Origin of the sequence: Dysgonomonas sp. UBA7630 (genome assembly GCF_002483985.1) — a bacterium.
Taxonomy (GTDB): Bacteria; Bacteroidota; Bacteroidia; order Bacteroidales; family Dysgonomonadaceae; genus Dysgonomonas.
In genome coordinates, this window is sequence record NZ_DLIY01000026.1 from 42,102 (window position 1) to 54,686 (window position 12,585).

Annotated in this window: 8 protein-coding genes and 1 pseudogene; 6 read left to right on the forward strand and 3 right to left on the reverse strand. The window is 38.6% G+C overall.

The genetic code is table 11. The features are described 5' to 3' along the window. Positions 1 to 236: 236 nt before the first annotated feature. The 4 genes and pseudogenes from B3P17_RS11480 to B3P17_RS11495 all read left to right on the forward strand — a co-directional run bounded on the left by B3P17_RS11480 (position 237) and on the right by B3P17_RS11495 (position 7,305). The gene (locus tag B3P17_RS11480) at positions 237 to 3,494 is read left to right on the forward strand and encodes a SusC/RagA family TonB-linked outer membrane protein (RefSeq protein WP_422653395.1); all 3,258 of its coding nucleotides are present in this window, start codon (positions 237 to 239) and stop codon (positions 3,492 to 3,494) included. Positions 3,495 to 3,544: 50 nt separating this feature from the next. Further along, positions 3,545 to 5,089: pseudogene (locus tag B3P17_RS11485) on the forward strand (RagB/SusD family nutrient uptake outer membrane protein). A gap of 17 nt (positions 5,090 to 5,106) precedes the next feature. Further along, complete coding sequence (locus tag B3P17_RS11490; protein ID WP_252638254.1) at positions 5,107 to 6,090, forward strand: glycoside hydrolase family 18; 984 nt, start codon at positions 5,107 to 5,109, stop codon at positions 6,088 to 6,090. A 24-nt stretch (positions 6,091 to 6,114) separates the two neighbouring features. Continuing rightward, a complete protein-coding gene (locus tag B3P17_RS11495; RefSeq protein ID WP_252638253.1) occupies positions 6,115 to 7,305 on the forward strand; it encodes a DUF1735 and LamG domain-containing protein in 1,191 nt (396 codons plus the stop codon). Positions 7,306 to 7,426: 121 nt separating this feature from the next. On the opposite strand, the gene B3P17_RS11500 is transcribed toward B3P17_RS11495, so the two are convergent. From B3P17_RS11500 to B3P17_RS11510, 3 genes are read right to left on the reverse strand one after another with little or no spacing between them, the layout of a single operon-like run. After that, positions 7,427 to 7,993 (reverse strand): bactofilin family protein, encoded by a 567-nt coding sequence (locus B3P17_RS11500; RefSeq protein ID WP_252638252.1) that lies wholly within the window; start codon positions 7,991 to 7,993, stop codon positions 7,427 to 7,429. Positions 7,994 to 8,029: 36 nt separating this feature from the next. Then, the gene (locus B3P17_RS11505) at positions 8,030 to 9,052 is read right to left on the reverse strand and encodes a ParM/StbA family protein (RefSeq protein ID WP_252638251.1); all 1,023 of its coding nucleotides are present in this window, start codon (positions 9,050 to 9,052) and stop codon (positions 8,030 to 8,032) included. Between the two features lie 52 nt (positions 9,053 to 9,104). Continuing rightward, a complete protein-coding gene (locus B3P17_RS11510; protein WP_291105552.1) occupies positions 9,105 to 9,476 on the reverse strand; it encodes a bactofilin family protein in 372 nt (123 codons plus the stop codon). Positions 9,477 to 10,122: 646 nt separating this feature from the next. Between B3P17_RS11510 and B3P17_RS11515 the strand changes: the two genes are divergently transcribed. Continuing rightward, positions 10,123 to 11,910 (forward strand): L-fucose isomerase, encoded by a 1,788-nt coding sequence (locus B3P17_RS11515; protein WP_252638249.1) that lies wholly within the window; start codon positions 10,123 to 10,125, stop codon positions 11,908 to 11,910. A gap of 30 nt (positions 11,911 to 11,940) precedes the next feature. After that, positions 11,941 to 12,585: a class II aldolase/adducin family protein gene (locus tag B3P17_RS11520; RefSeq protein WP_252638248.1), complete on the forward strand. Its 645-nt coding sequence runs from the start codon at positions 11,941 to 11,943 to the stop codon at positions 12,583 to 12,585.

Here is a 12,585-nt window from a genome sequence, read left to right on the forward strand (position 1 = left end):
AGCCCTAAATTGGACTAAGTGTTTTTTGCTTCCAGCATGTTTTACTATTAAATAGAAAAATATTATTGTAGAACTAAAATCTAATTATTATGAAATAGAACCAATCGGGGCAGGCTTCCCAACCTATTTACAAATACAAGACGGTAACGTTAACCTTATTTTTATTAACGAAAAACAACAACTAAATGAAGAAAAGAAGCAATTCCTATTCTCCAAGGAAATATTTTACTCATTCAATGAGTGTCTTCTTCTTTTTGCTATGTTTTTGTATTGTAGCCAATGCACAAATAAACATAAACCAAAAAGGAGGTAAGTTTTCAGATATAATTAATATTATCAAATCACAATCGGACCATCAGTTTTTTTATGAAGACAAAATTGGGGATATAAAAGTCGGTCCATTAGAATTACATAATGCGAGTATTGAAGAGGTTTTGAACAAATCATTAGCAGGAAAAGGTGTGACATATAAGGTTGAAGATAAAGTTATTTATTTGTCTTCTGCCAACACGAATAACCCGACAAGGTCGCTCCAACAAAAAACAGTAACCATCAAAGGCAATGTAAAAGATGAAGCCGGAGAACCTTTGATTGGAGTAGCAGTCTCGGTAAAAGGAACTACTATAGGAACCTTGACAGATACCAAAGGGAATTATTCCATTACAGCAAACGAAGGTGATGAAATCGAGTTTTCTTACATCAGCTACCTCACTATAAAGCTTATTGCTAAAGGAGACATGACATATAACGTGGTAATGAAAGAAGATAACGTTGCTCTCGATGAAGTTGTAGTTACTGCTTTAGGAATCAAAAGAGAAGCGAAAGTGTTGACGTATAATGTTCAGGAACTTAAAGGTACAGAATTGACGGTTGTTAAAGATGCGAACTTTATAAATAGTCTGGTCGGTAAAGTTGCAGGTATGCAGATAAATCAGAGTGCATCGGGTATTGGCGGTTCGGCCAGAGTAGTTATGCGTGGGACGAAGTCAATTATGGGTAACAACAATGCGTTGTATGTTGTAGATGGAGTGCCATTGTATGATATAAGAGGTGAACAACCCGAAAATATATTCGAATCACCTGATGGTGGAGATCGCGATGCTTTTGCCAATATAAACCCCGAAGATATTGAAAGCCTATCGGTACTTAGTGGTCCTGCCGCTGCAGCTTTATATGGAAACCAAGGGGCAAATGGTGTAATACTAATTACGACCAAAAAGGGACAAAAGGGATTGAGAATTAATTATGCGAATAACTCTATTTTCTTAAAACCATTTGTTATGCCTGAGTTCCAAGATACATACGGCTCAAGAGACCAAAGCTTTCAAAGCTGGGGGGCTAAGAAAACTCCCGACATGCGNNTTCAGACAGGATATGTGGAGACAAACTCACTGACAGCCTCCTTTGGAGGAGAAACAAACACTACATACGTATCTTTCGCATCCACAAACTCGAGGGGAATCATACCAAATAATAAGTTGAACCGCTACAACCTTACAGTACGTAACACTGCTGATATTATAAAAGATAAACTTGAGTTTGACTTCTCCGTATCTTATATAAATGAAGATAACAGAAATATGATGACTCAAGGACAATATCATAACCCACTGCTACCTATTTATCTATTTCCGAGAGGCGATGATATCGATAACTATAAAATATATGAGACGTTCAACGATGTCCGCAATTTTAAGACTCAAAATTGGCCTTCAAAATATGGCAATCAGGGTTTAGGTATTGAAAATCCATATTGGACTGTTAACAGAAAGTTGTTCGAGAACAAAAGAGACCGCTACATCTTATATAGCGCACTAAAATATAAAGCTTTGGATTGGCTTAATCTGTCGGGACGTGCGAGAATGGATAATATGGAAAATACATTCGAAAGAAAAATTCATGCATCCTCTGATTTGCTCTTTGCATCCGAAACAGGAAACTATATGAACCAAAGAATGACAGACAAACAATTATATCTTGACTTCTTAGCTACAGCCGATAAGCGATTTGGCGATTTCAGTCTGACCGCTGCTTTAGGTACAAGTTACTTTGAGTACGACCAAAGACTTAATAGCTATGAAGGACATTTAGGTCTTGTTCCCAATCGCTTCTCTGAAGAAAATATAAATAAGAATGATCCTCAGACAAAAGTAAACCAAAGTGGGTTCAAAGACAATACACACGCTGTTTTTGCCACAGCTCAGTTGGGTTGGAAAAGCTTGGTGTTTTTAGATCTTACAGCTAGAAACGACTGGACTTCTACCTTAAAAGGTACTAGTGGTACAGGGGTATTTTACCCATCGGTTGGAGTTTCCGGGATTTTAAGCGATATGTTTGACATGCATAAAGCTCAAATCTCTTTTTTCAAACTGAGATTTTCATATTCGGAAGTGGGTAACCCGCCACCACGTTTCATCACGAAAGCTTCATACGAGTTGAATGATGGTAATTTGAAAACAGAGACGGCGATGCCATTCTCCAATCTGAAAGCCGAACGCACAAAGGCGTATGAAGCTGGTGCTAATATGAAATTTTGGGGTAATAGGATTAATCTCGATCTCACATATTACAATACAGATACTTACAATCAGTTGTTCCATTTTGAAGCAGCTCCAAGCTCAATATATTCCGACTATTATATCAATGCCGGAAAAGTAAATAACTGGGGTATTGAAGCTTCTTTAGGCTTTAGCGACAATTTCGGACCTGTCAGTTATTCTACCAGTGTGAATTTTACACTGAATAGAAATAAAATAAAAACGCTTATTCCTAAAGGAACTCTCGACCCAACTACCGGAACTCCCATCCTAGCCGAAGATGGTATAGACATGAGCTCTACAGGAACATATCGTATGCGACTTACGGAAGGCGGAACGTTAGGTGATATTTATGTTTCGACGCTAGAAAAAGATTCTAAAGGGAATATAAAAGTAGACCCATCTACAGGAGCGATAAACAGTGATCCTAACAATTGGGTGAAAGCCGGATCTGTTGCGCCTCGATACAATTTTGGATGGAATAATACGATTTCTTACAAAGGTTTTGATCTGAACTTCCTTGTAGATGCTCGAATAGGTGGAATCGGTGTGTCGGCAACTCAAGCCTTACTGGATAGGCATGGAGTTTCTAAAGCTTCGGCTATAGCACGCGATAATGGCGGTGTATTGGTGAACGGCAAACGAATGGATGCCGAGGCATATTATGCTGTTGCAGCCGGAGGAACAACAGGAGTCTTGTCCGAGTATGTATATAGTATGACGAATGTAAGGCTTCGCGAAGCATCTCTTACGTATACACTCCCTTCTAAATGGTTCAATCATAAAATAAGCTCTTTGTCTCTCTCTTTGATTGGACGAAACTTATGGATGATATATAATAAGGCACCATTCGATCCTGAATTGACTGCTTCTACGGGAACTTATTTTCAGGGACTGGATTATTTTATGCAACCAAGTCTCAGAAATATAGGATTTGGAGTTAAGGTTCAATTTTAAAGCAATGAATAATGAAAAATAATATATCTAAAATATTTAAGCTACTCTTCATGTCTTTGTTTGCAGTGATAGTATCTTATTCTTTTGTCTCCTGTCTTGAAGATAACGTAAATGAATATGCAGCTACAGAAGATGACATGAGCAAAGATGGTCTTTTTGTAGGAGGTCACTTCAATGCCATGCTTAAAGATGTAATACCTACATCGGATGTCGATGCTAACGACTATCAGCGTGCTCAAAATCTGACCGGTGATATTTTCTCCGGCTATATGGCTCATATCGGCACTTGGAACTCATCAAGTCACAACGGTACATATAATCTATATTTTGATAAATGGAACGATGTGGGGTTTGCAAATGGTTATACCAAAGTGATGGGACCTTATGCGAAGATTGTTGGTAAAACAAAAGACAAAGTATATTTGGCTATGGCTACCATCGTGAAGGTAATGGGGATGCACAGGCTGGTAGACAACTATGGGCCTATTCCTTACACCAAGTTCGGAACAGGAGGATTGACAACCCCTTACGATAGTCAGGAAGTTGTATATAAAGAATTCCTGAAAGAGCTGAAGGAAGCCACAAAAGAACTATCCGATTTTGTGGATGTAAATACTAAAGGGGATAAGCCTTTGGTGAAATACGATATGATATACGGCGGAGATGCTCTGAAATGGTTGAAGTTAGGAAATACGCTTCGATTACGATTGGCTATACGGATTAGTTATGTGGAGCCGGAATTAGCAAAGCTGCATGCCGAAGAGGCTGCAAATCAGAAGTATGGCTTATAGTCTGATGTTTCAGATATTGCACAACTGAAATCATACGGGGGGCATGCTGTTTATCATCCGCTGGAAACCGTATGGAACTCTTATGCAGATACAAGAATGGGAGCGTCAATGGACTCTTATCTGAATGGATTAAAAGATCCTCGTTTGCCTTCTCTTTTCCAACCGGCAGCAATTGATGGAGCTTATCATGGCGTTAGAAACGGATTATATATATTCGATAAGGCTCCGTATGAAAAAATGTCTGCGCCTAATGTTAGAAAAAATACACCAGTGTTATGGATGACCGCAGCAGAAGCTTATTTTTTGCGGGCAGAGGGCGCTATAAGAGGTTGGAATATGGGCGGTTCGGCAAAAGATTTCTATGAGCAAGGGGTGCGTGCATCTTTCACTCAATATGGAGTAAGCGGAATAGATGCCTATTTGACAAACTCTACTGATAAGCCGATCAGATTTCAGGATATGGTAGGATATTACAGTATAGCAGCCAGATCAACAATTACAGTAGCATGGAACGAAAGCGATTCTTTTGAAACGAAACTGGAAAGAATCATTACTCAAAAATGGATAGCAATGTTTCCCGAAGGGCAAGAAGCTTGGTCTGAATTCAGGCGTACCGGATACCCAAAGATATTTCCTATTATATATAATCGCAGCAGTGGTCAGATCAATACCACAGTTCAGATCAGAAGAATCGTGTTTCCTCAAGAGGAATACAACAAAAATAGGGAAGAAGTAGATAAGGCTATCGGCTTACTTAATGGACCTGATACGGGAGGAACTAAATTGTGGTGGGATGCTAAATAATTAAAAATATGAATGATATGAAAACATTATCAAATATACTGTTAATCTGTTTTTTGTTTTTTTCTCTGTCTTCGTGTTTAGATGAAGTAGATCCGGAAAACAAAATCGTAGGGCAGGTCGAGCCCAAAAGTGAAGAATATTATAAACAGTTGAGAGCTTACAAAGAATCCGACCATGCTGTGGCTTTCGGGTGGTTTGGCGGTTGGAATACAGAAACATCGTCTATGGGCACAAGATTAGTCTCGATACCCGACAGCGTGGACATTGTATCCATATGGGGCAAATATTGGGATATTACAGATGCGCAAAAAGCTGATTTGGCATATGTGCAAAATGTATTAGGCACAAAAGTTACATACACAATATTTGCGCACGAAGTGCCGGAGCCATTTGAAGCAACAACAGAGGGTGTAGGAAAGTACGCAAAAGCTCTTGCTGATACGATGTATAAATACAATTATGACGGACTAGACCTCGACTATGAACCCGGGTTTGGTGGCGTAGGTCCTCTTGTAGGGCATAACAATGCTTTGATGAAAGATTTTGTGTTGGCTCTCAGCAAGTATTTTGGACCTAAATCCGGAACAGGTAAACTACTGCTCATAGATGGCGTGCCTTATGCTGTACACCCCGAAATAGTGGAGTGTTTTAATTATGGAATTGTGCAAGCTTATGATTCTTCAGGCGAATGGGATTTGCAATATCGCTTTAATAATGCCTTAGCCAAAGGGTGGCCTGCCGATAAATATATTTTTACAGAAGACTTCGAAAAGTGGTGGAGTACAGGGGGAAAACCGAACGCAGTAGTCACAACTGCCGATGGGAAAGAATTCGTTGTACCTTCTCTTGAGGCCATGGCTCGCTTCAATCCTAAGGTAGATGATAAATATCAACGAAAAGGTGGTGTGGGTACTTATCATATGGAAAACGAATATAAACATACTCCTGATTATAAATATTTGAGGCAAGCTATTCAGATAATGAATCCGGCAAAAAAATGATTGTTAAACATTAATAGAAAATACATGAAACTAAATAATATTATAATTCTAAGTCTTTGCGCCATCATACTAATGGGATGTAAAGACAATGAAGACTATCGGGATGTTATTTATATGTCAGGTGTAGAAAACTCTGTTTCCAGACTGTTTACTGTAGACCCCGAACTAGCTGCATCTGAAATAGCATTTAATGTCTCGTCTTCAGACAAAATGGCTAAGGATATGATTGTCGATTTGAAGGCAGATTTATCTTTAATTGATTCATATAACAATCGGTTTATGAAAAATTATAAGCCTCTTCCTGAGGGTAGTTATAAACTGTCAAGACCAGAAATTGATACCAATGATACAAATAAAGAAAGTTTAAACCTGAACAGCAATCAGGTATTGATAAAGTCAGGGGCAAGTGTTTCTACTCCGATGAAGTTGTCTATAAGTGACCTCTCTAAGTTTGAAGAAGGTGTTACTTATGTTTTGCCGGTAAGTATCGTTAGTAATAATTTAGGGATGAGTATTCTGCGATCATCAGCAACAATCTATTTCGTTATTAATCAAACAATAGTTACGAAGGCTGCTGTTTTGACAAGTAATTATTTGCAAGTAGATTTCTCTAAAAACAATGATGTAAGTCTAACCGCTTTGCCTGCTGTAACTTATGAGACACGGATATATGTCAATAAATTTCAATCATATAATCCATATATCAGTAGTGTAATGGGACTAGAAGAAAACTTCCTTCTCCGATTTGGAGATACATCTATCAAGCCGAACCAATTGCAGATAGCCAAACCGGGTATTGCAAGTAAAACCGAGTTTTCGACAGAGAAATGGTTCCATATAGCAGCTGTTTTCGAAGGTGGAAATGTACGAATGTATGTGAACGGAGAGTTGGAGTCGAGCGGAAATATCGCAGGCGTTACAGCTTTAGACCTGACGCATGTATATGGTGACCCTATGTTTATGATTGGGCGCTCTGCCAAAGGACGAGGAATTGATGGGGCGGTGAGCGAAATGCGTGTTTGGAAAAAAGCATTATCTCCGGCCGATCTAATAAACAATATGTGTTATGTTGATCCTACTACTCCGGGATTAGTTGCATACTGGAGATTCAATGGTGCTGACGATAAAAAAGTAACCGATCTGACAGGGAATGGCTATGATGCAATGGCAGCTTATACGCTGAAGTTTATGGATCATGTAAGGTGTCCTGAGTAAGTAATCTTTATTTTATATAAGTACACAAAAAATCCGGCAAATATATTCTTTTGCCGGATTTCTTTTATCTTCGCCCTTAGTGCTGAAGCCTCTATGATATTTTTCTCATAAATTAGTGTTATTACCACCAATTATCACTTTCACTTATTGGCTTTGTTTCAATCTTTTTGTCTTGAATTATCGGGCTTTTTTGCTCTTTATTTGGTGGGTTGTTGAAAGCTTTTGAATCCTTTTGGGGAATTTCTTCTTCTACTTTGGAGAAAGAATCTACAGAAATCGTTCTTCCTTCTTTTTCAAGATAATTTTTTGCTTCTGTAATCTTTATACTTAATATAGGAACTTCCAGTAGAGGATCTAACACAACTTCACCATTAACAACGCAACCCGCATTTATGACAGCTGCCTTGGCTGTAATTGTACCTTCTATAACTGCTGTCGGGCCAAGTTCTAAACTCTCTGCACAAATTATATTACCTGTCACTTTGCCGTCAATGATGCAACCTGCGGCCGTTACACTACCGACAATGTGAGCATTAATGTCAACAGTAAGCGTATCGTCTACATAGAAATTTTTCTCTTGTCCCTCGGTTAGGTATAGTGAGCCTAATACAATTACGTCTCGTCCCAATTCTACGATTCTAGCAGGTTGAGGCTCAAGTTCATCAATTTTTCGCTTAAAGAGAAACATTCCTGATCTTTATAAAGTAATATTCTATACTATTATTTATTCTCCCGAAAAGTTAGCTACTACAGTAGTGGCATTTCCTATATCGATACCTACTGATGATTTAAATTTGCCATGTCCTACACGTAACGAGTTAATTGCATAGCCTCTACTTGCTAATGTTTCAGGATTATCTAAAACTGTTATTTCTGTGAATTTGCCGAATTCTTCCTTAAAGCAATCGATAAGTTCTTCATAATACATAGCACCTCCACACATGTATATACGGTTAGCCTTAACCAGGTTAGAGTCATTGATAACACTACGCAAGTTTGGAGATATTACTTCTTGATAATATGTTTGAATAACACTTTTACGTATTTCTCTTAAATCAATATTTTGACGATTCAAGAAAATATATCCGCGTTTGAATGCCTCATCAATTTGATGTGTATTTCTAAGCTCCAAATAATATTTGCTCTTCAGTTCATTTATCATCAGATTTACAGCATAACGAATTCCATGCGTACTGATCATTGTTTGCTCAATAATACCCGAATCTGTACTGAGGATAGATTCAAATGTTCCAAATCCACAACTGAATACAAAAAAATTTCCCGAAACCTGAGGTTCACCCTTGCGTATTCCGATTGTACATCCTACAATTTCAGGAATCACTTCAACCTTCTGTACTTCTAATATTACTCTTTTCTTATTCCCTGCATTATGTGTTGAAATGTCACAATCGAGCATATGAGTGCGTTGGAAAAATTCTATGGCTTTGTCTTTATAAATATAATAAGTAGAATAAGGAAAACCTGTGGTGATTGTTATCGGTTGCTCCACTTGATTTTCTACTAACAGCATAGCTGCTTTAGCTAATATCTGATAGTCTATATCATCCGGTGATGAGTTTATTAACTTATGAGGAGATTGACCTTCATTCAGGGCAAGGTCTCCGCAGATATACCATTTATTATTATGTTGAATTTTCAAGCCGTGAAGCAAATCCTTCGCTGTTTGTGACAGATTTGTATTATTGTTTTCAACTAAGCTGGGAAAAGATTGGATTTCATAAACCATAGCGATAAAATATTAGATTCGTTAATAATTATGGGGATAAATAAACTTTATTTTATGAAAGAAGAGGTTTCATAGCGATGAGTCCTTCGTATGTTGCGCCATGCTCTAATGCGAATATTTGCGCATTAAGTTTGCCCACTATTCTACCCGTACTTTTTATGGAGATAGATTCGGTTACGCATATATTACCTTCAATACGACCGAATACAACTAGATTTTTTGCATGAATATTTCCTCGAACTATGCCTGTTGTACCAATTACAACAGTATGAGCCTGTTTTATATCTCCTACTATAGTCCCTTCCGCGCGTATGTGATGCGTTTCTTCTACAGATCCATAGAGCACAAAACTTTTACAGATTATTGTAGGCGTTTGAGAGGAAAGATCAAACGAGTCTTGCCTAAAATCCTCCTTTTTAGCCATAGTCAATTACGTTAACAATATTTATATAGTCACATTTGTACAGAAATCCGGGCAATTCCTTAAAAACGAATTGTTGTTTACAAATATATATGAAAAGTAATATTAATCATTAAGAATTGCATATAAAATTTATTTTCATATGCAATTAATTCTCTTTGAAAAGTATAAAGGATATGATTTTGTTGTGGTGAATAGTCTGATAATTAGTTGTATATGCTTTCTCGTTTGTGCCAATTAATATAATAAGGGCTGGAAATAGAGGCTAAAAAACGAAATGAAAACTGCCTAATGTCGAAATAGTACTATTCATTCATCGGAAAAATGAAAGCTTGTTGAGTATCTGAAATATATATTTGGAGTTATAAGTCGTTGTAATAGAGTGGATGCTGACCGAATGAAAAAAAAGCTCATTCTAATTAACTTTTTATCTGATATTTCTTTAATGTTAGATTCAATGTCTTTGAATTTAATTCCTTAAGATATAATTATAGTATCACCACCCCTATTTATAATAGTAAGGATATGGAAACCGGTGGTAAGCTTGTAACAATTAAAAATCTAATTCAATCAAAGAAAACACAATCTCCTGTTTATTTATTGAATATAAAACCAAAATATAGTAATAAACCATTAAAATCTAAAATATATGGCTGGGAAAAGATTTCAAGGTGAATGGCCTAAAATCGGTATTCGTCCTACTATCGATGGACGCATGGGAGGGGTTCGAGAATCTCTTGAGAACCAAACAATGAATATGGCAAAAAGTGTGGTAGACTTGCTAACCTCTACTTTACGTTATCCCGACGGGTCGCCTATTCAGTGTGTTATTGCAGATTCCACAATTGGTCGTGTGGCAGAGAGTGCAGCCTGTGCCGAGAAGTTTCGTAGAGAGGGAGTGGGGATAACGATTTCAGTTACTCCGTGCTGGTGTTACGGTAGCGAAACGATGGATATGGAGCCGCATACAATCAAAGCTGTTTGGGGATTTAATGGTACGGAACGTCCCGGGGCAGTCTATCTGGCTGCAGTCCTTGCCGGACATGCACAGAAAGGATTACCTGCCTTTGGTATCTATGGACATGATGTTCAGAATGGAGGTACTACCGAAATACCTGGCGATGTAAGAGAGAAGTTGTTGCGTTTTGCTAAAGCTGCATTGGCTGTAGCAACTATGCGAGGTAAATCTTATCTTTCCATCGGTTCGGTGTGTATGGGTATTGCCGGTTCGGTAGTTAATACCGATTTTTTTGAAGATTATTTAGGTATGCGTTGCGAGAGTGTAGACGAGGTAGAAATTATTCGCCGAATGACACAAGGGATATACGATAAAGAAGAATATGAAAAAGCCTTAGCTTGGGCGAAGACCCACTGTAAAGAAGGCAAAGACACGATAAACCGGGACGATTTGAAAAAAGATCGTGCGGCAAATGATAAGGATTGGGAATTCATTGTAAAAATGACATTGATTGTTCGAGATCTGATGATAGGCAATCCTAAGCTGAAAGAAATGGGATTCGGAGAAGAGGCTTTAGGGCATAATGCTCTTGCCGCAGGCTTTCAGGGGCAACGCCAATGGACAGATTTTTATCCTAACGGCGATTTTACAGAGGCTATCCTCAATTCCTCTTTCGATTGGACAGGTATTCGCGCACCATATATATTAGCTACAGAAAATGATTCGCTGAATGGTACGGCAATGTTGTTTGGTTATCTTTTGACAAATACCGCTCAGATTTTTGCCGATGTGCGTACTTATTGGAGTCCTGAGGCTGTAGAACGAGTGACAGGGAAAAAGTTAGAAGGTTTAGCTTCAGGCGGCATGATTCATCTAATCAATTCCGGTGCTGCGTCTCTGGATGGGAGTGGTCGCCAAAGCGATGAGACAGGAAAACCTGTAATGAAACCTTTTTGGGATATTTCACAAGCCGAAGCCGAGTCATGTTTAGATGCTACTACATGGATGCCTGCCAACCGTGAGTATTTCCGTGGAGGAGGCTTTTCTTCTAAATTTCTTACTCGTGGTGGAATGCCATGTACCATGGTTCGACTGAACCTCATAAAAGGATTGGGTCCGGTATTGCAAATAGCCGAAGGGTGGACTGTAGATCTAGATCCGGATGTACACAAAATTTTGGATGAGCGTACAGATAAAGGATGGCCTACCACTTGGTTTGTTCCTCGCCTGACCGATGATCCTAATTTTAAAGATGTATATTCCGTGATGAACAACTGGGGAGCCAATCATGGTTCTATCAGCAGTGGACATATCGGAGCCGATTTGATAACGTTGGCTTCTATGCTTCGTATCCCTGTTTGTATGCATAATGTATCTTCGGATGATATTTATCGCCCCGCCGCATGGTCTGCTTTCGGGATGGATAAAGAAGGAGCTGATTATCGAGCTTGCCAGGTTTATGGTCCTCTTTATAAATAGTTTTTTGTACCTTCGACAATAAAAAACAGTATGATAAATAGTGAATATATAGAACGGTTTATAGAAGCTGCTCATCGTGTAGGACAAGAACGTCTACAGCTTTGTAGCAGTGGTAATTTGTCGTGGAGAGTGAATAAAGATTTAGCTCTGGTTTCGGGTACAGGTTCGTGGTTGCCACGTATTACCAAAGAAAATGTCGCTATCTGCAATATCTCCACAGGTATGCGTGTCGATGGTCCTAAGCCATCGATGGAAAGTGTTTTTCATCTCGGAGTTTTACGTCAGCGTAAGGATATGAATGTGGTACTACACTTTCAGTCAGAATTTGCGACAATTGTATCTTGTATGAAAAACAAGCCGAAAAGCTTTAATGTAGTTGCCGAAGTTCCTTGCTACTGCGGCAAAGAGATTGCGGTTATACCATATTATCGTCCCGGATCGAAGGAGCTGGCAGATGCTGTTACACATGCTCTGACAGATCATGATTGCGTGTTGATGAGTAAACATGGGCAGGCTGTGTGTGGAAAAGACTTTGATGATGCTTTTCAGAAAGCGGTTTTCCTCGAACTGGCATGTCGCATTATTGTGCGTGCAGGTGAAGGAAATTATGATATCTTGAGCGATGATGAAATTCGCGATTTGGAAGTTTATATTTTAGGAAAAACACAAAAATAA